Origin of the sequence: Pseudomonas thermotolerans DSM 14292, assembly GCF_000364625.1 — a bacterium.
In the GTDB taxonomy this organism is placed as follows: domain Bacteria; phylum Pseudomonadota; class Gammaproteobacteria; order Pseudomonadales; family Pseudomonadaceae; genus Aquipseudomonas; species Aquipseudomonas thermotolerans.
Genome location: NZ_KB822609.1, coordinates 49,429 through 70,039 on the forward strand (window position 1 = coordinate 49,429; position 20,611 = coordinate 70,039).

The window sequence follows — 20,611 nt, forward strand, 5'->3', positions numbered from 1 at the left end:
TGACCTGATCCCGGCCACGACAACAGTGTTTCGCAGGAGTGCATCGTGCGTAAGTTGACTCAACTGGTTCTGCTGGCCGCGGTCTGCGCGGCTTCCCCGGCATTCGCGGAAATGAAGATCGCGGTGCTCAACTATCAAATGGCGCTGCTCGAGTCCGACGCTGCCAAGCGCTACGCCGTGGATGCCGAGAAGAAATTCGGCCCCCAGCTGAACAAGCTGAAGGCCCTGGAGAGCGATGCCAAGCGCATCCAGGACCGACTGATCAAGGACGGTTCGAAGATCGCCCAGGCCGAGCGCGAGCGCCTCGAGCTGGAATTCAAGCAGAAGGCCCGTGACTTCCAGTTCCAGTCCAAGGAGCTGAACGAGGCCAAGGCCCTGGCCGACCGCGAGATGCTGCAGAAGCTCAAGCCGAATCTGGACAAGGCCGTCGAGGAAGTGATCAAGAAGGGCGGTTATGACCTGGTGCTGGACCGCGCCGCAGTGGTGGATGTCAAACCCCAGTACGACATCACCCGTCAGGTCATCGAGCGCATGAACCAGCTGCGTTGATCATGTCTGCCCCGCTCTTCACCCTTGGCCAACTGGCCGAACGTCTCGGCGCCACTCTGCGTGGCGCCGCCGACAAGCCGATCAACGGTCTGGCCACCCTGCAGGAGGCCGGTCCGGATCAGCTGAGCTTCCTGGCCAACCCGCAGTACCGCAAGTTCCTGGCCGACACCAGGGCCGGCGCGGTGCTGCTGACCCCCGCGGATGCCGAGGGTTATGCCGGCGATGCGCTGCTGATCGACAACCCCTATCTGGCCTACGCACGGCTCTCCCACCTGTTCGACCGCAAGCCCCAAGCGGTGCCCGGACAGATCCACCCCAGCGCAGTGATCGCCGCGGATGCGCAGGTCGATCCCAGCGCCAGCATCGGTGCCTATGCGGTGATTGAGAGCGGTGCGCAGATCGGCCCCGGCGTCAGTATCGGCGCGCACTGCTTCATTGGCGCCCGCTCGGTGATCGGCGAGGGCGGCTGGCTGGCGCCGCGGGTGACCCTCTATCACGACGTGAAGATCGGCAAGCGGGTGGTGATCCAGTCCGGCGCGGTGATCGGCGGCGAGGGCTTCGGCTTCGCCAAGGAGCAGGGTGCCTGGCAGAAGATCGCGCAGATCGGCGGGGTGACCATCGGCGACGACGTCGAGATCGGTGCCAATACCACCATCGACCGCGGTGCGCTGTCCGACACCCTGATCGGCAACGGCGTCAAGCTGGACAACCAGATCATGATCGCCCACAACGTGCAGGTCGGCGATCACACCGCCATGGCCGCCTGTTGCGGGATCTCCGGCAGCGCCAAGATCGGCAAGCACTGCATGCTGGCCGGCGGCGTCGGCCTGGTCGGGCACATCGAGATCTGCGACGGGGTGTTCATCACCGGCATGACCATGGTCACCCGCTCGATCACCGAGCCGGGGGCCTATTCCTCGGGCACGGCCATGCAGCCGGCGGCGGAGTGGAAGAAGAGCGCCGCGCGCATCCGTCAGCTCGACGACATGGCGCGTCGTCTGCAACAACTGGAAAAGCGCCTGGCTGCCGTGACCTCGGCCGGGGATGCTTCATCTGATGTCTGATCATGCGCAAGGCGCGCATGCTTTTCTCTTGACTACAGGCTTCCCCACTATGATGGACATCAATGAAATCCGCGAATACCTGCCCCACCGCTATCCCTTCTTGCTGGTGGATCGGGTAGTCGAGCTGGATGTCACTGAAGGCAAGACCATTCGCGCCTACAAGAACGTCAGCGTCAATGAGCCGTTCTTCAATGGGCACTTCCCGGCCCACCCGATCATGCCGGGCGTGCTGATCATCGAGGCCATGGCCCAGGCGGCCGGCATCCTCGGCTTCAAGATGCTCGACGTGAAGCCGGCCGATGGCACTCTCTACTACTTCGTCGGCTCCGACAAGCTGCGCTTCCGTCAGCCGGTGCTGCCGGGCGACCAACTGGTCCTTGAGGCCCGTTTCCTGAGCAACAAGCGCAGCATCTGGAAATTCGAATGCCGGGCCAGCGTCGACGGCAAAGAGGTCTGTTCGGCGGAAATCACCTGTGCGGAACGCAAGCTATGAGTTTGATCGACCCTCGCGCCATCATTGATCCGTCGGCCAAGCTGGCGGACGACGTCGAAGTCGGCCCCTGGTCGATCATCGGGCCCAATGTGGAAATCGGCGAGGGTACGGTTGTAGGTCCGCACGTGATCATCAAGGGGCCTACACGGATCGGCAAATATAACCGCATCTTCCAGTTCTCCACGGTGGGCGAGGACACCCCCGACCTCAAGTACAAGGGTGAGCCCACCCGGCTGGTGATCGGCGATCACAACGTGATCCGCGAGGGGGTCACCATCCACCGCGGTACCATCCAGGACCGCTCGGAAACCACCATCGGCAATCACAACCTGATCATGGCCTATGCCCACATCGGCCATGACAGCGTGATCGGCAACCACTGCATCCTGGTCAACAACACCGCGCTGGCCGGCCACGTGCACGTCGACGACTGGGCGATCCTCTCCGGCTATACCTTGGTCCACCAGTTCTGTCGCATAGGCGCGCACAGTTTCTCCGGCATGGGCAGCGCCATCGGCAAGGACGTGCCAGCCTTCGTCACGGTGTTCGGCAACCCCGCCGAGGCGCGCAGCATGAACTTCGAAGGCATGCGCCGGCGCGGCTTCAGCGACGAGGTCATCCAGGCGCTGCGACGCGCCTACAAGGTGGTCTACCGCCAGGGGCTGACCGTCGACAAGGCGCTCGCCGAGCTGGCCGAGGCCGCCGCCCAGTACCCCGAGGTGGCGGTGTTCGTCGAGTCGATCCGCGCCTCCTCGCGGGGCATCACCCGCTGACCGGCATGAGCCGTAGGTTGCGAATCGCCCTGGTGGCCGGCGAAGCCTCGGGCGACATCCTCGGCGCCGGGCTGATGCGCGAGCTCAAGCGCCAGTATGGCGAGGTGGAATTCATCGGTGTCGGCGGCCCGCTGATGGCCGCCGAAGGGCTGAACTCCTACTTCCCAATGGAACGCCTGGCGGTAATGGGGCTGGTCGAGGTGCTCGGCCGCCTGCCCGAGCTGCTGGCGCGCCGCAAGCGGCTGATTCTCAGCCTGATCGAGGCGCGCCCGGATGCCTTCATCGGCATCGACGCGCCGGACTTCAACCTGGGCGTCGAGCTGCGCCTGCGTCGTGCGGGAATCCGCACCGTGCACTACGTCAGTCCCTCGGTGTGGGCCTGGCGCCAGAAGCGCGTGCTGAAGATCCGCGAAGCCTGCGACCTGATGCTCACCCTGTTTCCCTTCGAGGCGCAGTTCTACGTCGAGCACGGCGTGCCGGTGCGCTTCGTCGGCCATCCGCTGGCCGATACCATCCCCCTGGAGGCCGACCGACAGGCTGCCCGTGGCGAGCTGGAGCTGCCCCAAGATGCCCCGGTGGTAGCCCTGATGCCCGGCAGCCGCGGCGGCGAGGTGGCGCGCCTGGGCGGCCTGTTCCTGGACGCCGCTGAGCAGTTGCTGGCCGAGCGCCCGGAGCTGCGCTTCGTGCTGCCCTGTGCCTCGCCCGAGCGGCGCGCCCAGTTGGAAGCCCTGCTGGCCGGCCGCGACCTGCCGCTGATCCTGCTCGACGGCCGTTCCCACACGGCTCTGGCGGCCTGCGATGCGGTGCTGATCGCCTCGGGCACCGCCACCTTGGAGGCCCTGCTCTACAAACGGCCGATGGTGGTGGCCTATCGGCTGGCGCCGCTGACCTATCGGATCCTCCGCCACCTGGTGAAGAGCCCCTACGTCTCCCTACCCAACCTGCTGGCCCAGCGTCTGCTAGTGCCCGAGCTACTGCAGGATGCGGCGACCCCCGCGGCGCTGGCCGCGACCCTGCTGCCGCTGCTGGACGACGGCGCCACCCAGACCGCGGGCTTCGACGCCATCCACCGTACCCTGCGCCAGGACGCCTCGTGCAGTGCCGCCACCGCGGTGCTGGAACTGGTGGGGGCGGCCTGATGCAGCTGGGCCTGGATTTCGCCCTGGTCGAGGAGCTGGTCGCCGGGGTCGACGAGGTGGGCCGTGGCCCGCTGTGTGGTGCGGTGGTCACCGCCGCGGTGATTCTCGACCCGCAACGGCCGATCCAGGGCCTCAACGACTCCAAGCAGCTCAGCGAGGCGCGCCGCGAGCATCTCTTCGACGAGATCCGCGAGAAGGCCTTGGCCTGGTGCATCGCCCGCGCCGAAGTGGAGGAGATCGACCGTCTGAACATCCTCCAGGCCACCATGTTGGCCATGCAGCGGGCTGTGGCGGGTCTATCCGTCACCCCGATGCTGGCGCTGATCGACGGCAACCGCTGTCCGAAGCTGCAGGTGCCGGCCGCTCCGGTGGTCAAGGGCGATAGCCGGGTGCCGGCGATAGCCGCTGCTTCCATTCTCGCCAAGGTCAGTCGCGACCGGGAGATGCTCGAGCTGGATCGCCAGTATCCCGGCTATGGCATCGCCGGGCACAAGGGCTATCCTACCCGCGAGCATCTCGAGGCTCTGCGCCGCCTAGGCCCGACCCCCATCCACCGGCGCTCCTTCGGTCCGGTGCGTGCTTTGCTGGAAGGCCGGCCCTGCTAGGCCGAACGCTCAGCCTGCCGCTGTGCTTCGGGCAGGCCGGACTGGTCCGGCCCCGTGCCTGGCGTATGTAGGCACGCACCTATACTCGAGCGGACCCTAGGTCTCTCCTGTGGTTTTCATTTCGTCCTGACAGGGAGTCTCCCATGCAAGAAATCGCCGATAACCTAGTCAACCTCCTCAACGGTCTGATCTGGGGCAAGATCCTTATCTGGCTGTTGGTTGGGGCAGGCATCTACTTCACCCTGCGTCTAGGACTGATCCAGCTGCGTCATTTCGGGCATACCTTCAGTGTCCTCAAGGGCAGCCGACAGAGCGACGAAGCGGGCATCTCCTCGTTCCAGGCGCTGTGTACCTCGTTGGCTGCCCGGGTCGGTACCGGCAACGTCGCCGGGGTGGCGGTGGCCATCACCCTGGGTGGCCCCGGGGCGATCTTCTGGATGTGGGTGATTGCCCTGGTGGGCATGGCCACCGGTTTCGTCGAGGCCACCCTGGCACAGCTGTTCAAGGTGCGCGACAAGAACGGCCAGTATCGCGGCGGACCGGCCTACTACATGGAGAAGGGGCTGGGAGCGCGCTGGATGGGCGTGCTGTTCTGCCTGTTCCTGATTCTCGCCTTCGGCTTCGTGTTCAACTCGGTGCAGGCCAACACTATCAGCGGTGCCTTGCAGGGCGCTTTCGGCATTCCCCTGTGGCTTTCCGGCAGCGCGGTGATGATCCTCACCGCACTGATCATCTTCGGCGGCCTGCGCTCCATCGCGCGCTTCGCCGAACTGGCTGTGCCCTTCATGGCGGTGGCCTACCTGCTGATGGCAATAGGGCTGATCGTGGTGAACATCGGCGAGATCCCCGGCATATTGGTGCAGATCGTCAAGAGCGCCTTCGGCTTCCAGGAGGCGGCGGCCGGCGGCATGGGCGCGGCGATCATGAACGGCTTCAAGCGCGGTCTGTTCTCCAACGAGGCGGGCATGGGCTCGGCGCCCAACGCCGCGGCTTCGGCCACTCCCTATCCGCCGCACCCGGCCTCCCAGGGCTATGTGCAGATGGCCGGGGTGTTCATCGACACCCTGCTGATCTGCTCCGCTTCGGCGGCGATCATCCTGCTCGCCGGGCCGCAGCCGGGCGAGGGCATCATGCTGGTGCAGAACGCCCTGACCAATCAGGTCGGCGACTGGGGCAAGTACTTCCTGGCGGTGATCATCCTGTTCTTCGCCTTCACGTCCATAGTCGCCAACTATTTCTACGCGGAGAACTGCCTGGTGTTCCTCGAACACAACAAGGCCAGCGGCCTGCTGGTGTTCCGCCTGCTGGTGCTGGGCATGGTGATGTTCGGCGCCCTGGCTTCGCTGCCGTTCGTCTGGAACCTCGCCGACCTGTTCATGGGGCTGATGGCGATCACCAACCTGATCGCCATCCTGCTGCTCTCCAACCTGGCCATCAAGCTGGCCCGCGACTACAACCAGCAGCGCAGGGCCGGCAAGCTGCCCACCTTCGACCCCAGCCAGTACCCGGAAATCCAGGCCCGGCTGGAGCCTGGCATCTGGGACGCTCCGCGCTGAGTGCTGAAACCGGGCCGGCGACGGGGCTTTTCGCCGGCCTCGCGCCGCCCGCTTGTTGCTACAATCGACGCTTTGTCGATTCAGCAGCAAGGCCCGTCCATGAGCGTATCCTTCGTCCACCTGCGTCTGCACACCGAATACTCCCTGGTCGATGGCCTGGTGCGCATCAAGCCGCTGATCAAGGCAGTGGCCGGGGCCGGGATGCCGGCAGTGGCGGTCACCGACCAGAGCAACATGTGCTCGCTGGTGAAGTTCTACAAGGCGGCCATGGCCGGCGGCATCAAGCCGATCTGCGGTGCGGACATCTGGCTGGCTGGCGTCGGCGAGGACGCGCCGCTGTCGCGCATGACCCTGCTGGTGATGAACGCCACCGGCTACCGCAAGCTCACCGAGCTGGTCTCCCGCGGCTGGACCGAAGGCCAGCGCAACGGCTTGGTGGTCATCGAGCGCGAGTGGGTGAAGGAGTCTGCCGAAGGGCTGATCGCTCTGTCCGGTGCCCGCGAAGGGGAGATCGGTCGCGCCCTGCTGGCCGGTGACGAGGCCACTGCCGAGGCCTTGTTGCGCGAATGGATGGCCGTCTTCCCCGACCGCTTCTATCTGGAGGTGCAGCGCACCAACCGCCCCGGCGACGAGGAGTACCTGCACGCGGCAGTGCCCCTGGCCGAGCGCTGCGGCGCGCCTCTGGTGGCCACCAACGACGTGCGCTTCATCAAGCAGGACGACTTCGAGGCCCACGAGACCCGCGTGTGCATCGGCGAGGGCCGCACCCTCGATGATCCGCGCCGGCCGCGCAACTATTCCGACCAGCAGTACCTGAAGACTCCCGAGGAGATGTGGGAGCTGTTCAGCGACCTGCCGGAGGCGCTGGAAAACACCGTGGAGATCGCCAAGCGCTGCAACATCGAGGTGCGCCTCGGCAAGTACTTCCTGCCGGACTTCCCGACCCCCAACGGCATGGGCATCGACGACTACCTGCGGTATGCCTCGTACGAGGGCCTTGAGGAGCGCCTCAAGGTGATCCTGCCCAAGGACACCCCGGACTATGAGGCCAAGCGACAGGTCTACATCGACCGCCTGGAGTTCGAGCTGGGCACCATCATCCAGATGGGCTTCCCCGGCTACTTCCTGATCGTGGCCGACTTCATCCAGTGGGCGAAGAACAACGGCGTGCCGGTGGGCCCGGGGCGTGGCTCGGGGGCTGGCTCCCTGGTGGCCTATGCGCTGAAGATCACCGACCTCGACCCGCTGGCCTACGACCTGCTGTTCGAACGCTTCCTCAACCCCGAGCGCATTTCCATGCCCGACTTCGACGTCGACTTCTGCATGGACGGCCGCGACCGGGTGATCGACTACGTGGCCGACAAGTACGGCCGTGACGCAGTGAGCCAGATCATCACCTTCGGCTCCATGGCCGCCAAGGCGGTGGTTCGCGACGTGGCGCGGGTACAGGGCAAGTCCTACGGGCTGGCCGACAAGCTGTCGAAGATGATCCCCTTCGAAGTGGGCATGACCCTGGAGAAGGCCTACGAGATGGAGGAATCGCTGCGCGAGTTCCTCAAGAGCGACGAGGAAGCCCAGGAAATCTGGGAGATGTCCCTCAAGCTGGAGGGCATCACCCGCGGCACCGGCAAGCACGCCGGCGGCGTGGTGATCGCCCCGACCAAGCTCACCGACTTCGCGCCCATTGCCTGCGACGAGGAGGGCGGCGGCCTGGTGACCCAGTACGACAAGGACGACGTCGAGCAGGCCGGCTTGGTCAAGTTCGACTTCCTCGGCCTGCGCACCCTGACCATCATCAAGTGGGCGATGGAGATGATCCATCGCGACCAGCGCCGCCGCGGCGAGGAGAACCTGGTCGACATCAACCACATCCCGCTGGACGACAAGAAGACCTACGAACTGCTGCAGAAGGCCGAGACCACTGCGGTTTTCCAGCTGGAATCGCGCGGCATGAAGGAGCTGATCAAGAAGCTCAAGCCGGACTGCCTAGAGGACCTCATCGCGCTGGTGGCCCTGTTCCGCCCCGGTCCGCTGCAGTCGGGCATGGTGGACGACTTCATCAACCGCAAGCACGGCCGAGCGGAAATCTCCTACCCGCACCCCGACTACCAGTACGAGGGTTTGAAGCCCGTGCTGGCACCCACCTACGGCATCATCCTCTACCAGGAACAGGTGATGCAGATCGCTCAGGTGATGGCCGGCTATACCCTGGGTGGCGCCGACATGCTGCGCCGCGCCATGGGTAAGAAGAAGCCCGAGGAAATGGCCAAGCAGCGCGGCGGATTCATCGAAGGCTGCGTGAAGAACGGTATCGATGCCGAACTGGCGGGTAACATTTTTGACCTGGTGGAGAAGTTCGCCGGCTACGGCTTCAACAAGTCGCACTCCGCCGCCTATGGCTTCGTTTCCTACCAGACCGCCTGGCTCAAGGCCCACTATCCGGCGCCCTTCATGGCCGCGGTGCTCACCGCGGACATGCACAACACCGACAAGGTGGTGACCCTGATCGAAGAATGCCGGCACATGAAGCTGCGCATCGTGGCGCCGGACGTGAACAACTCCGGGTTCCGCTTCACCGTCGACGACGACGGGCGCATCGTCTACGGTCTGGGCGCCATCAAGGGGGTAGGCGAGGGCCCGGTGGAGGCCATCGTCGAATGCCGCGCCGCCGGCGGGCCCTTCAAGGACCTGTTCGACTTCTGCGCCCGGGTCGACCTCAAGCGCATCAACAAGCGCACCCTGGAGGCGCTGATCCGCTCCGGCGCCCTGGATCGCCTGGGGCCCTACTACCACGACGAGCTGAAGGCCTACCAGGCCAGCGTCGACCGTAACCGCGCGGTGCTCCTGGCGGCCATGGAGGAGGCTGTGCAGGCCGCCGAGCAAACCGCGCGCAGCGAAGAAAGCGGGCACATGGACCTGTTCGGCGGGCTGTTCGCCGAGCCCGAGGCGGACGTCTATGCCAACTACCGCAAGGTCCGCGAGCTGTCCATCAAGGAGCGCCTGAAGGGCGAGAAGGACACCCTAGGCCTGTACCTCACCGGTCACCCGATCGACGAGTACGAAGGCGAGATCCGTCGCTTCGCCCGTCAGCGCATCGTCGAGCTCAAGCCCTCGCGGGACAACCAGACCATCGCCGGGATGATCGTCAACCTGCGGGTGATGAAGAACAAGAAGGGCGACAAGATGGGCTTCATCACCCTCGACGACCGTTCCGGGCGCATCGAGGCCTCGCTGTTCGCCGAGGCTTTCGCCAGCAACCAGGCGCTGCTGCAGAACGACGCTCTGGTGGTGGTCGAGGGCGAGGTGAGCAATGACGACTTCTCCGGCGGCCTGCGCCTGCGCGCCAAGCGAGTGATGAGCCTAGAGGAGGCGCGCACCGCCCTGGCCGACAGCCTGCGCCTGAAGGTCACCGCCGAGGATCTGAAGGGCGAGCGCCTGCGCTGGCTCGGCGAGCTGTGCAGCCGACATCGCGGCGCCTGCCCGCTGACCCTCGACTACACCGGCAGCGAGGCGCGCGCCGTGCTGCAGTTCGGCGACCAGTGGCGGATCGACCCGGCGGACACTTTGATCCAGGCACTGCGTGACCAGTTCGGGCGTGACAACGTCTTTCTCCACTACCGCTGATAACGCCTGCGTATCAGCTCCGATTTTCCGGCAGCCGGTGGCGAACCTCGCTGGCTGCCCGATTGAGTCTCGACCTGGATGCGCCCGTCCCTTAAGGTAGGGCGCAAAACGGAATCAGCCGCCCGGCCGCCCCGGCCGCCGACGCAAGACGGATGCCTATGAACCCGAACTTTCTCGATTTCGAACAGCCGATCGCCGACCTGCAAGCCAAGATCGAAGAGCTGCGTCTGGTCGGTAACGACAATGCCATCAACATCAGCGACGAGATTGCCCGTTTGCAGGAAAAGAGCCGGGCGCTCACTGAGAGCATCTTCGGCAATCTGAGCAGCTGGCAGATCGCCAAGCTGGCCCGCCATCCGCGCCGCCCCTACACCCTGGACTACGTGCAGCACATCTTCACCGAGTTCGAGGAGCTACACGGCGACCGCCACTTCGCCGACGACGCCGCCATCGTCGGCGGGGTAGCCCGCCTGGATGGCCAGCCGGTGATGGTCATCGGCCACCAGAAGGGCCGCGAGGTGCGCGAGAAGGTCCGTCGCAACTTCGGCATGCCGCGTCCCGAAGGCTATCGCAAGGCCTGCCGCCTGATGGAGATGGCTGAGCGCTTCAAGCTGCCGATCCTCACCTTCATCGACACCCCCGGCGCCTACCCGGGTATCGACGCCGAGGAGCGCGGGCAGAGCGAGGCGATCGCCTGGAACCTGCGGGTCATGGCCCGCCTGAAGACCCCGATCATCTCCACCGTGATCGGGGAGGGCGGCTCCGGCGGTGCCCTGGCCATCGGCGTCTGCGACCAGCTGAACATGCTGCAGTACTCCACCTACGCGGTGATCTCCCCGGAAGGCTGCGCCTCCATCCTTTGGCGCACCGCCGAGAAGGCCCCGGAAGCCGCCGAGGCCATGGGCATCACCGCCGAGCGTCTGAAGGAACTGGGCATCGTCGATCAGGTCATCCCGGAACCCTTGGGCGGCGCCCACGCCGACCCGGCTGCCGCCGCCAACACCATCCGCGAGGCGCTGCTTGAGCAACTGACCCGGCTGCGCAAGCTGGATACCGAGAAGCTGCTGGCCCGTCGCTACGAGCGCCTGATGAGCTACGGCGCGCCGTGATTCACCGGCACCCGGCCGCGGGCTGTGTAGTGGGGCCTTCCCCGCGCGCAGCCTGCGGCCAATAACCCCGTCATGTCCCTGCCGGCCCGCCTGCTTTCCGTCCTTTCCCCCTGGCGCTCTGCCTCGGCCTGGCGCGTCGCCCTCTCCGGGGGAGTGGATTCCACCGTCCTGCTCCACCTGCTCGCCAGCCTGGCGCGTACCGAGGCCCTGCCGCCGCTTTCCGCCATTCATGTCCAGCACGGCCTGCAGGCCGTGGCCGCCGCCTGGCCGGAGCATTGCCGTCGGCTCTGCGACGAGCTCGGCGTGCCCCTGCAGGTGCTTGAGGTGCGGGTCGATGCCGGTGCCAGCCTGGAGCGGGCTGCTCGCGAGGCGCGTTACGCGGCGCTGGCCGGCTGCCTGGAAGAGGGCGAGCTGCTGCTGCTCGCCCAGCACCGCGACGATCAGGCCGAGACCCTGCTGTTCCGTCTGCTGCGCGGCGCGGGCGTGCGTGGCCTCGCCGGCATTCCAGCGAGCCGCCCGCTGGGGCGAGGTACCCTGCTGCGCCCTCTGCTGGACTGCTCACGGGCCGAGCTGGAGGCCTATGCTCACGCTCATGGCCTGGACTGGGTGGAGGACCCCTCCAACGCCGATACCCGCCTCGACCGCAATTACCTGCGCCACTGTATCTTCCCGGCGCTGCACGCCCGCTGGCCTGACGCCGCGGCCAGCCTGGCGCGGGCTGCCGGCCATTTGCGCGAGGCTCAGGAGCTGCTCGACGAGCTGGCCGAGCAGGACCTCGAGGCCGCGCGCAGCGCCTCGCCCTGGCCCTGGCTGGCGCTGCCGTCTCTGACGCTGGAGCCCCTGGCGCGCCTGTCGCCGGCCCGCCAGCGCAATGCCCTGCGCCGCTGGCTGGCCGCGTACACGCGGATGCCGGACAGCGCTCACTGGGCCGGCTGGCAGGCACTGCGCGATGCCGCTGCCGATGCCTGCCCGGTCTGGCGCCTGGAAGGCGGTGAGCTGCACCGTGCTGTCGGGCGGCTCTGGTGGCTGAGTGGCGACTGGCTGGTGCAGCCGGTCGCGCCGGTTCCCTGGGCCGAGCCCGGGCAACCCCTGGTGCTGCCCGGCAATGGCGAGGTCTGGCTGCAGGGGCGGGCGCCGTCCGGTGGCCTGGAGATCCGCTACCGGCAGGGCGGGGAAGTGTTGCAGATTCCCGGGCGCGGCCATCGGGATCTCAAGCGCCTGCTCAACGAGGCCGGTCTGCCGGCCTTCCTGCGCGGCCGATTGCCGCTGCTCTACCAGGCGGATTCGCTGCTCGCAGTGGCCAATCTGCCGCTGCCGGCGCCGCCGGGCGGGGAGGTTCTGCGGCTGCATTGGCAGGCTCCGACGAGTGACCAAGGTTTGAGCTGAAAGCGCCTTTGACGTAGACTACGCTCCCGTCTAACAGAGACCCGCCGACTCCCTCGGAACCGGCGGTGCTTTGCATTTTCACAGGTAGTGGGCAGGCTGCGGCCTTCCTTCGCATCTCCGGCGGCGCCAACCGCCTAAACGCTGACTTCTAGGGTTTTTCATGACGCGCTACATCTTCGTCACGGGCGGTGTTGTTTCTTCATTGGGGAAAGGCATCGCCTCGGCTTCATTGGCAGCCATCCTGGAGGCGCGGGGCCTGAAGGTCACGATGCTCAAGCTTGACCCCTACATCAACGTGGACCCGGGCACCATGAGCCCGTTCCAGCATGGTGAGGTGTTCGTCACCCACGATGGCGCCGAGACCGACCTCGACCTGGGGCACTACGAGCGCTTCATCCGCACCACCATGACCCAGGACAACAACTTCACCACCGGCCGCGTCTACGCCGACGTGTTGCGCAAGGAGCGCCGGGGTGACTACCTGGGCGCCACCATCCAGGTGATCCCGCACATCACCGACGAGATCAAGCGCCGCGTCATCAAGGGCGCCGCCGGCTACGACGTGGCTCTGGTGGAGATCGGCGGCACCGTGGGCGACATCGAGTCGCAGCCGTTCCTCGAGGCGATCCGCCAGCTGCGCGTGGAGGTCGGCGCCAAGCGCGCCATGCTCATGCACCTGACCCTGGTGCCCTACATCGCCACCGCCGGCGAGACCAAGACCAAGCCGACCCAGCACTCGGTGAAGGAGCTGCGCTCCATCGGCCTGCAGCCGGACGTGCTGATCTGCCGTTCCGACCACCCGATCGACACCGCCTCGCGGCGCAAGATCGCGCTGTTCACCAACGTCGAAGAGCGCGCGGTGATCGCCTTGGAAGACGTCGACACCATCTACAAGATTCCCTCCGTGCTGCATGCCCAGGGTCTGGACGACATCGTCGTCGAGCGCTTCGGCCTGGAATGCGGCCCGGCCGACCTCTCCGAGTGGGAGCGCGTGGTGGATGCCAAGTTGCACCCGGAGAAGGAAGTCACCATCGCCATGGTCGGCAAGTACATGGAGCTGCTGGACGCCTACAAGTCGCTGATCGAGGCGATGAGCCATGCCGGCATCCAGACCCGCACCAAGGTCAACCTGCGTTACATCGACTCCGAGGACATCGAGAACCAGGGCACCGGCCTGCTGGATGGCGTGGACGCCATTCTGGTACCCGGCGGCTTCGGCTTGCGCGGCGTGGAAGGCAAGATCCGCACCGTGCAGTACGCCCGCGAGAACAAGATTCCTTACCTGGGCATCTGTCTGGGCATGCAGGTAGCGGTCATCGAGTTCGCCCGCCACGTGCTGGGCTGGAGCGATGCCAACTCCACCGAGTTCGACAAGGAGACCGAGCATCCGGTGATCGGCCTGATCACCGAGTGGCGCGACGCTACCGGCACCACCGAGGTGCGTTCGGAGTCCTCGGACCTCGGCGGCACCATGCGCTTAGGTGCGCAGGAATGCCGCCTGGAGGCCGGCTCCCAAGTCCACCAATGCTATGGCAAGGAGCTGATCGTCGAGCGTCATCGCCATCGCTACGAGGTGAACAACAACCTGCTGCCGGAGCTGGAAACCGCCGGCCTGAAGGTAACCGGCCGCTCCGGCGACGGCGCCCTGGTGGAAGTGGTGGAGGCCCCGGAACATCCCTGGTTCGTCGCCTGCCAGTTCCACCCCGAGTTCACTTCCACCCCGCGTGACGGCCACCCGTTGTTCACCGGCTTCGTCAACGCCGCCCTGGCGCACAAAGCAGAGAAGAAGGCCTAAGGCATGGCGCAGAAGATCATCCGCGTCCGCGACATCGAGATCGCCAACGACAAGCCGTTCGTCCTGTTCGGCGGCATGAACGTGCTGGAATCCCGTGACCTGGCCCTCCGGGTCTGTGAGGAATACGTACGGGTCACCGAGAAGCTCGGCATCCCCTATGTGTTCAAGGCGAGCTTCGACAAGGCCAACCGCTCCTCTATCACCTCCTTCCGTGGCCCCGGCTTGGAGGAGGGCATGAAGATCTTCGAGGCGGTGAAGCAGGCCTTCGGCGTGCCGGTGATCACCGACGTCCACGAGCCCTGGCAGGCCGCTCCGGTGGCCGAGGTGTGTGAGATCATCCAGCTGCCGGCGTTCCTTTCCCGGCAGACCGACCTGGTGGTGGCCATGGCTCGGACCGGCGCGGTGATCAACATCAAGAAGGCCCAGTTCCTGGCGCCCCAGGAGATGAAGCACATCCTCCGCAAGTGCGAGGAGGCCGGCAACGACCAGTTGATCCTCTGCGAGCGCGGCTCGTCCTTCGGCTACAACAACCTGGTGGTCGACATGCTTGGCTTCGGCATCATGAAGCAGTTCGAGTACCCGGTGTTCTTCGACGTCACCCACGCCCTGCAGATGCCCGGCGGGCGTGCCGATTCCGCCGGCGGCCGGCGCGCCCAGGTCACCGACCTGGCCAAGGCAGGGATGAGCCAGGGCCTGGCCGGGTTGTTCCTCGAGGCCCATCCGGATCCGGACCAGGCCAAGTGCGACGGCCCCTGTGCGCTGCGCCTGGACAAGCTGGAGCCCTTCCTGTCCCAGCTCAAGCAGCTGGACGACCTGGTGAAGAGTTTTCCGCCGATTGAGACTGCCTGATTCGGCAAATCTCCGGTAAAGTGCGCGGCGAACTCGGTCTGACTCGTCAGTCAGTTCTCGCGCCGCCCGTTGGCCGTGACCCCCGGCCGGCATCCTATCTCGTCAATATTGGAGTGCTATACGCGATGGCTAAGATCGTCGACATCAAGGGCCGCGAGGTTCTCGACTCCCGTGGCAACCCCACCGTAGAAGCCGACGTGATCCTCGAAAACGGCATCATCGGCAGCGCCTGCGCGCCGTCCGGTGCATCCACCGGTTCCCGCGAAGCGCTGGAACTGCGTGATGGCGACAAGAGCCGCTACCTGGGCAAGGGTGTGCTGAAGGCCGTGGCCAACGTCAACGGGCCGATCCGTGATCTGCTGCTGGGCAAGGACGCGACCGACCAGAAGGCCCTCGACCAGGCGATGATCGAGCTGGACGGCACCGAGAACAAATCCAAGCTGGGTGCCAACGCCATCCTCGCGGTGTCCCTGGCTGCCGCCAAGGCTGCCGCCAAGGCCAAGGGCGTACCGCTCTACGCGCACATCGCCGACCTCAACGGTACCCCCGGCGTCTACTCCATGCCGGTGCCGATGATGAACATCATCAACGGCGGCGAACACGCCGACAACAACGTCGACATCCAGGAGTTCATGATCCAGCCGGTCGGCGCCAAGACCTTCGCCGACGCGCTGCGCATGGGCGCCGAGATCTTCCATCACCTCAAGGCCGTGCTGAAGGCCCGTGGCCTGAACACCGCGGTGGGCGACGAAGGCGGCTTCGCTCCCAACCTGTCTTCCAACGAAGACGCCCTGGGCGCCATCGCCGAAGCCGTGGAAAAGGCCGGCTACAAGCTGGGCACTGACGTGACCCTGGCCCTGGACTGCGCCTCCTCCGAGTTCTACAAGGACGGCAAGTATGATCTGGCCGGCGAAGGCAAGATGTTCGACGCCGCCGGTTTCGCCGACTACCTGGCTGGCCTGACTCAGCGCTACCCGATCATCTCCATCGAGGACGGCATGGACGAGTCCGACTGGGCCGGCTGGAAGGGCCTGACCGAGAAGATCGGGGCCAAGGTGCAGCTGGTCGGCGACGATCTGTTCGTGACCAACACCAAGATCCTCAAGGAAGGCATCGAGAAGGGCATCGCCAACTCGATCCTGATCAAGTTCAACCAGATCGGTTCCCTGAGCGAGACCCTGGAGGCCATCCAGATGGCCAAGGCCGCCGGCTACACCGCGGTGATCTCGCACCGTTCCGGCGAGACCGAGGACAGCACCATCGCCGACCTGGCCGTGGGCACTGCCGCCGGCCAGATCAAGACCGGCTCCCTGTGCCGTTCCGATCGGGTGTCCAAGTACAACCAGCTGCTGCGCATCGAGGAGCAGCTCGGCGAAAAAGCCCCCTATCGCGGCCGTGCGGAGTTCCGCGGCTAAGCCGGGAAGTGGTAAAAGGGCAGCGCAAGCTGCCCTTTCTCTTGCCTGACCAGGACGGAACCACAGCCAGCCATGCGCCGAAGCCCCTATTGGTTGTTCGTCGTGCTCATCCTGCTCCTCGCCGGGCTGCAATACCGGCTGTGGGTGGGTGACGGCAGCCTCGCCCAGGTGAACAGCCTGCAGCAGCAGATCGCCGAGCAGCAGGGCGAGAACGAGCGCCTGCTCGAACGCAATCGTATCCTCGAGGCGGAAGTGATGGAGCTGAAGAAGGGCATGGAGACCGTGGAGGAGCGGGCCCGTCACGAGCTGGGCATGGTCAAGGAAGGCGAAACCCTATACCTGATTACCGAATGAGCCAGGTCGAACTTCCCGCATTCTGGGCGGTGATCCCTGCCGCCGGCATCGGCTCGCGGATGCGCGCCGACCGGCCCAAGCAGTATCTGGAACTGGCAGGACGGACCATCCTCGAACATACCCTCGACTGCTTCCTCGACCATCCGTGCCTCAAGGGCCTGGTGGTCAGCCTGGTCGCCGACGACCCCTGGTGGCCGAACCTGCCCTGCTCCCGCGACCCGCGCATCGTCTGTGCGCCGGGCGGCAAGGAGCGCGCCGACTCGGTGCTGAACGCCCTGACCCGCCTGGCCGAGCTGGGCGCCGGCGACCAGGACTGGGTGCTGGTACACGACGCGGCGCGCCCCAACCTGTCGGCCTTCGATCTGGAGCTGTTGCTCACCGAGCTGGCCGACGATCCGGTCGGCGGTCTGCTCGCTGTGCCGGCGCGGGATACCCTGAAGCGTGCCGGCCCCGATGGGCGGGTCCGCGAGACGGTGGACCGCAGCCTCATCTGGCAGGCCTACACGCCGCAGATGTTCCGTTTCGCCGCTCTCTACCGGGCGCTCGCCGACGCACTGGTGGCTGGCGTGCCGATCACTGACGAGTCCTCCGCCCTGGAGTGGGCCGGCCAGACACCGCGCCTGGTGGAAGGCCGTGCCGACAACCTGAAGATCACCCGCCCGGAAGACCTGGACTGGCTACGCCAGCGCTGGGCCGAGCGGCGCTGAGCCAGCCGCCTAGGCGCGGTATTCCGGTAGCTGCGCCAGCCCCGCCTTGAGCTCGTCCACCAGCTGTCTGACCTTCGGCGACAGGTGACGTTGCTGCGGATAGAGCGCCCAGACCGCGGTGTTCGGTGGCCGGTGCTGCTCCAGCAGGGAAACCAGGGCGCCGCTGCGCAGATGCTCCAGCACGTAGTAGTCCGGCAGCTGGCACAGGCCGAAGCCGCGCAGCGCCGCATCCAGCACCGCCTGGCCACTGTTGCAGCGCCAGTTGCCCTGCACGCGCAGCGACAGCTCGCGACCGTCCTGCTGGAAGGCCCAGTGGTCGGTGCTGCCGATCAGGCAGTTGTGGTGGGTCAGTTCGGACAGCGAGTGGGGGCGGCCGTAGCGCTCCAGGTAGACCGGCGAGGCGCACAGGTACATCTCCCGCGGCGCCAGGCGGGTGGCCACCAGTCGGGAATCCTGCAGGCGACCGAGGCGGATCGCCAGGTCCAGGCCCTCGTGGATCAGATCCAGAGGCCGGTTGGTCAGCTCGATCTCCACCCGCAGCAGCGGGTAGCGGGCCATGAACTGGTTGACCAGGGGCACTATGAAGCGCTCGCCATAGGCCACCGCGCAGGTCATGCGCAGCAGGCCCTTGGGTTCACTACCCAGGTCGCTGATCGCCCGCAGGGCTTCCTCGCGGGCGTCGATCAGCCGCTGGCAGTGCTGCAGGAAGGTCTGCCCGGCCTCGGTGAGCACCACCTTGCGGGTGGTGCGGTAGAACAGGCGGGTCTGCAGGCATTCCTCGAGGCGGGCGATCTGCCGGCTGACGTGGGACGAGGACACCGCCAGGCGTTCGGCGGCGGCACTGAACTGGCCGGTCTCGGCCACCGCGACGAACTCGTCCAGACCTTCCCAGCGATTCATGGGAACTCCTTGGGGATACGGAAGGGAAGGCTAGATTATCCCTGAATAGCAATAATGTTTTGCTGTTCGCTTGATTATTTACTCACGGCAACCATCTAAACTGCCCGGCAGCTTTGTAAGGAGAAAGCCCAATGATCAAATCCCGCGCCGCCGTGGCCTTTGCCCCCAACGAACCCCTGAAGATCGTCGAAGTCGACGTCGAGCCGCCGAAAGCCGGCGAAGTGCTGGTGCGCATCGTCGCCACCGGCGTCTGCCACACCGACGCCTACACCCTGTCCGGTCAGGACTCCGAAGGGGTCTTCCCCTGCATCCTCGGGCACGAGGGTGGCGGTATCGTCGAAGCGGTGGGCGAGGGCGTCACCTCCCTGCAGGTCGGCGACCACGTGATTCCGCTGTACACCGCCGAATGCGGCGAGTGCAAGTTCTGCAAATCCGGCAAGACCAACCTCTGCCAGGCCGTGCGTGCCACCCAGGGTAAGGGCCTGATGCCGGACGGCACCACCCGTTTCTCCTATAACGGTCAGCCGGTCTACCACTACATGGGCTGCTCGACCTTCTCCGAGTACACCGTGCTGCCGGAGATCTCCTTGGCCAAGATTCCGAAGGACGCCCCCCTGGAGAAGGTCTGCCTGCTCGGCTGCGGGGTGACCACCGGCATCGGCGCGGTGCTCAACACCGCCAAGGTGGAGGAAGGCTCAACCGTGGCCATCTTCGGCCTGGGCGGCATCGGCCTGGCGGCCATCATCGGCGCCAAGATGGCCAAGGCCTCGCGGATCATCGCCATCGACATCAACCCCTCGAAGTTCGCCATCGCCGAAGAGCTGGGCGCCACCGACTTCGTCAACCCGAAGGACTACGACAAGCCGATCCAGGACGTCATCGTCGAGATGACCGACGGCGGCGTGGACTACAGCTTCGAGTGCGTCGGCAACGTGCAGCTGATGCGCGCCGCCCTGGAGTGCTGCCACAAGGGCTGGGGTGAGTCGACCATCATCGGTGTGGCGCCGGCCGGTGCCGAGATCAGCACCCGTCCGTTCCAGCTGGTCACCGGCCGCGTCTGGCGCGGCAGCGCCTTCGGTGGCGTGAAGGGGCGCAGCCAACTGCCCAGCTACGTGGAGAAGGCGCAGAAGGGCGAAATCCCCCTGGATACCTTCATCACCCACACCATGCCGCTGGAGCGGATCAACGAGGCCTTCGACCTGATGCACGAAGGCAAGAGCATCCGCACCGTCATCCACTACTGATTGCTGCCAAGGCAGTGGCGTCCCGGGCGAGTCTCGCCCGGGCCCTGCGCTGCCGGGAGGACATTATGGAAATCGTCTCCAGCAACAAGAGTTTCGGCGGCTGGCACAAGCGCTACCGGCACCGCTCCAGCAGCCTCGGCTGCGACATGGTGTTCGCCGTCTACCTACCGCCCCAGGCCGAGCAGCCGGGTGTCCGCCTGCCGGTACTCTACTGGCTGAGCGGCCTGACCTGCACGGACGAGAACTTCATGCAGAAGGCCGGAGCGCAGCGCCTGGCCGCCGAACTGGGCTTGGTCATCGTAGCCCCCGACACCAGCCCGCGCGGTCCGGATGTGCCGGGTGATCCGGACGGCGCCTGGGACTTCGGCCTGGGCGCTGGCTTCTACCTGAACGCCACCCGCGAGCCCTGGGCGCGCCACTACCGCATGTACGACTACGTGGTGCAGGAGCTGCCGGCGCTGATCGAGGCCAACTTCCCGGTGGACGAGCGGCGCGCCATCAGCGGTCACTCCATGGGTGGCCACGGTGCGCTGATCTGTGCCTTGAAGAACCCGGGACGCTACCGTTCGGTGTCGGCCTTCGCGCCGATCAGCAATCCGAGCAACTGTCCCTGGGGCGAGAAGGCCTTCTCCCGCTACCTGGGCGAAGACCGCAGCCTGTGGCGCGAGTGGGATGCCAGCCTGTTGCTGGCCGAGGCCAAGGAGAAGCTGCCGATCCTGGTCGACCAGGGCGACCGCGACGACTTCCTGGCCAACCAGCTCAAGCCGGAAGCCCTGCAGGCCGCCGCCAAAGCCGCCGGACACCCGCTGACCCTGCGCATCCAGCCGGGCTACGACCACAGCTACTACTTCATCGCCAGCTTCATCGATGATCACCTGCGGCACCATGCCGCGGCTCTGGCCAGGTAGTACTTGCGGGCGCCCTCGGGCGCCCGTTTCCTTTCCGTCGAGCCCTGTCCCGGGCGCCTGCGCTTCGTCCGGCGCCGCAGCCAGCGGCCGCACCGCGCGGAAGCTTTCGGTTAGAATCGCCGCCCGACTTCCGCAAGGCGT

The 20,611-nt window shown here is 66.1% G+C and carries 18 protein-coding genes; 17 read left to right on the forward strand and 1 reads right to left on the reverse strand.

Annotated features, from left to right (window positions below; all coding sequences use genetic code 11):
- The first annotated feature begins 45 nt into the window (after window positions 1-45).
- From H165_RS0110045 to ispD, 15 genes are all read left to right on the forward strand, one after another.
- Window positions 46-549 carry an OmpH/Skp family outer membrane protein gene (locus H165_RS0110045; RefSeq protein ID WP_017938805.1) on the forward strand — a complete coding sequence of 168 codons (504 nt, stop codon included), beginning with the start codon at window positions 46-48 and terminating at the stop codon, window positions 547-549.
- Window positions 550-551: 2 nt separating this feature from the next.
- Window positions 552-1,613, forward strand: a complete 1,062-nt coding sequence (lpxD, locus tag H165_RS0110050) for a UDP-3-O-(3-hydroxymyristoyl)glucosamine N-acyltransferase (RefSeq protein ID WP_040640616.1) — start codon at window positions 552-554, stop codon at window positions 1,611-1,613.
- Between the two features lie 49 nt (window positions 1,614-1,662).
- Entirely contained in the window at window positions 1,663-2,106 is a 444-nt protein-coding gene (fabZ, locus tag H165_RS0110055; protein WP_017938807.1) for a 3-hydroxyacyl-ACP dehydratase FabZ, read from the forward strand.
- Window positions 2,103-2,879, forward strand: a complete 777-nt coding sequence (gene lpxA, locus H165_RS0110060) for an acyl-ACP--UDP-N-acetylglucosamine O-acyltransferase (protein ID WP_017938808.1) — start codon at window positions 2,103-2,105, stop codon at window positions 2,877-2,879. The genes fabZ and lpxA overlap by 4 nt, the downstream gene beginning before the upstream one ends.
- Window positions 2,880-2,884: 5 nt before the next feature.
- Complete coding sequence (gene lpxB, locus H165_RS0110065) at window positions 2,885-4,018, forward strand: lipid-A-disaccharide synthase (protein ID WP_026146529.1); 1,134 nt, start codon at window positions 2,885-2,887, stop codon at window positions 4,016-4,018.
- Window positions 4,018-4,623, forward strand: coding sequence for a ribonuclease HII (rnhB, locus tag H165_RS0110070; RefSeq protein ID WP_017938810.1), 606 nt, complete (start codon window positions 4,018-4,020; stop codon window positions 4,621-4,623). Before lpxB ends, rnhB begins: the two co-directional genes overlap by 1 nt.
- A 143-nt stretch (window positions 4,624-4,766) precedes the next feature.
- The gene (locus H165_RS0110075) at window positions 4,767-6,179 is read left to right on the forward strand and encodes an alanine/glycine:cation symporter family protein (protein WP_017938811.1); all 1,413 of its coding nucleotides are present in this window, start codon (window positions 4,767-4,769) and stop codon (window positions 6,177-6,179) included.
- 99 nt (window positions 6,180-6,278) lie between these two features.
- Window positions 6,279-9,803, forward strand: coding sequence for a DNA polymerase III subunit alpha (gene dnaE / locus H165_RS0110080; RefSeq protein WP_017938812.1), 3,525 nt, complete (start codon window positions 6,279-6,281; stop codon window positions 9,801-9,803).
- Between the two features lie 158 nt (window positions 9,804-9,961).
- Window positions 9,962-10,912 (forward strand): acetyl-CoA carboxylase carboxyl transferase subunit alpha, encoded by a 951-nt coding sequence (gene accA, locus H165_RS0110085; protein WP_017938813.1) that lies wholly within the window; start codon window positions 9,962-9,964, stop codon window positions 10,910-10,912.
- 72 nt (window positions 10,913-10,984) lie between these two features.
- Window positions 10,985-12,298, forward strand: a complete 1,314-nt coding sequence (tilS, locus tag H165_RS0110090) for a tRNA lysidine(34) synthetase TilS (RefSeq protein ID WP_017938814.1) — start codon at window positions 10,985-10,987, stop codon at window positions 12,296-12,298.
- A 160-nt stretch (window positions 12,299-12,458) separates the two neighbouring features.
- Window positions 12,459-14,093 (forward strand): CTP synthase, encoded by a 1,635-nt coding sequence (locus H165_RS0110095; RefSeq protein WP_026146530.1) that lies wholly within the window; start codon window positions 12,459-12,461, stop codon window positions 14,091-14,093.
- A 3-nt stretch (window positions 14,094-14,096) separates the two neighbouring features.
- Window positions 14,097-14,942: a 3-deoxy-8-phosphooctulonate synthase gene (gene kdsA / locus H165_RS0110100; RefSeq protein WP_017938816.1), complete on the forward strand. Its 846-nt coding sequence runs from the start codon at window positions 14,097-14,099 to the stop codon at window positions 14,940-14,942.
- A gap of 125 nt (window positions 14,943-15,067) precedes the next feature.
- The gene (gene eno / locus H165_RS0110105; protein ID WP_017938817.1) at window positions 15,068-16,357 is read left to right on the forward strand and encodes a phosphopyruvate hydratase; all 1,290 of its coding nucleotides are present in this window, start codon (window positions 15,068-15,070) and stop codon (window positions 16,355-16,357) included.
- Between the two features lie 72 nt (window positions 16,358-16,429).
- Entirely contained in the window at window positions 16,430-16,711 is a 282-nt protein-coding gene (ftsB, locus tag H165_RS0110110; RefSeq protein WP_026146531.1) for a cell division protein FtsB, read from the forward strand.
- Window positions 16,708-17,418: a 2-C-methyl-D-erythritol 4-phosphate cytidylyltransferase gene (gene ispD / locus H165_RS0110115; protein ID WP_017938819.1), complete on the forward strand. Its 711-nt coding sequence runs from the start codon at window positions 16,708-16,710 to the stop codon at window positions 17,416-17,418. The genes ftsB and ispD overlap by 4 nt, the downstream gene beginning before the upstream one ends.
- A 9-nt stretch (window positions 17,419-17,427) precedes the next feature.
- On the opposite strand, the gene H165_RS0110120 is transcribed toward ispD, so the two are convergent.
- A complete protein-coding gene (locus H165_RS0110120; RefSeq protein WP_017938820.1) occupies window positions 17,428-18,318 on the reverse strand; it encodes a LysR family transcriptional regulator in 891 nt (296 codons plus the stop codon).
- 131 nt (window positions 18,319-18,449) lie between these two features.
- Between H165_RS0110120 and H165_RS0110125 the strand changes: the two genes are divergently transcribed.
- Window positions 18,450-19,562 (forward strand): S-(hydroxymethyl)glutathione dehydrogenase/class III alcohol dehydrogenase, encoded by a 1,113-nt coding sequence (locus tag H165_RS0110125; protein WP_017938821.1) that lies wholly within the window; start codon window positions 18,450-18,452, stop codon window positions 19,560-19,562.
- A 65-nt stretch (window positions 19,563-19,627) separates the two neighbouring features.
- Window positions 19,628-20,470 carry an S-formylglutathione hydrolase gene (fghA, locus tag H165_RS0110130; RefSeq protein WP_017938822.1) on the forward strand — a complete coding sequence of 281 codons (843 nt, stop codon included), beginning with the start codon at window positions 19,628-19,630 and terminating at the stop codon, window positions 20,468-20,470.
- Window positions 20,471-20,611 lie beyond the last annotated feature (141 nt).

Coding starts and splice junctions, on each gene's coding strand:
- lpxD (WP_040640616.1), top strand. CDS start 552: ATGTCTGCCCCGCTCTTCACCCTTGGCCAACTGGCCGAACGTCTCGGC.
- fabZ (WP_017938807.1), top strand. CDS start 1,663: ATGATGGACATCAATGAAATCCGCGAATACCTGCCCCACCGCTATCCC.
- lpxA (WP_017938808.1), top strand. CDS start 2,103: ATGAGTTTGATCGACCCTCGCGCCATCATTGATCCGTCGGCCAAGCTG.
- lpxB (WP_026146529.1), top strand. CDS start 2,885: ATGAGCCGTAGGTTGCGAATCGCCCTGGTGGCCGGCGAAGCCTCGGGC.
- rnhB (WP_017938810.1), top strand. CDS start 4,018: ATGCAGCTGGGCCTGGATTTCGCCCTGGTCGAGGAGCTGGTCGCCGGG.
- H165_RS0110075 (WP_017938811.1), top strand. CDS start 4,767: ATGCAAGAAATCGCCGATAACCTAGTCAACCTCCTCAACGGTCTGATC.
- dnaE (WP_017938812.1), top strand. CDS start 6,279: ATGAGCGTATCCTTCGTCCACCTGCGTCTGCACACCGAATACTCCCTG.
- accA (WP_017938813.1), top strand. CDS start 9,962: ATGAACCCGAACTTTCTCGATTTCGAACAGCCGATCGCCGACCTGCAA.
- tilS (WP_017938814.1), top strand. CDS start 10,985: ATGTCCCTGCCGGCCCGCCTGCTTTCCGTCCTTTCCCCCTGGCGCTCT.
- H165_RS0110095 (WP_026146530.1), top strand. CDS start 12,459: ATGACGCGCTACATCTTCGTCACGGGCGGTGTTGTTTCTTCATTGGGG.
- kdsA (WP_017938816.1), top strand. CDS start 14,097: ATGGCGCAGAAGATCATCCGCGTCCGCGACATCGAGATCGCCAACGAC.
- eno (WP_017938817.1), top strand. CDS start 15,068: ATGGCTAAGATCGTCGACATCAAGGGCCGCGAGGTTCTCGACTCCCGT.
- ftsB (WP_026146531.1), top strand. CDS start 16,430: ATGCGCCGAAGCCCCTATTGGTTGTTCGTCGTGCTCATCCTGCTCCTC.
- ispD (WP_017938819.1), top strand. CDS start 16,708: ATGAGCCAGGTCGAACTTCCCGCATTCTGGGCGGTGATCCCTGCCGCC.
- H165_RS0110120 (WP_017938820.1), bottom strand. CDS start 18,318: ATGAATCGCTGGGAAGGTCTGGACGAGTTCGTCGCGGTGGCCGAGACC.
- H165_RS0110125 (WP_017938821.1), top strand. CDS start 18,450: ATGATCAAATCCCGCGCCGCCGTGGCCTTTGCCCCCAACGAACCCCTG.
- fghA (WP_017938822.1), top strand. CDS start 19,628: ATGGAAATCGTCTCCAGCAACAAGAGTTTCGGCGGCTGGCACAAGCGC.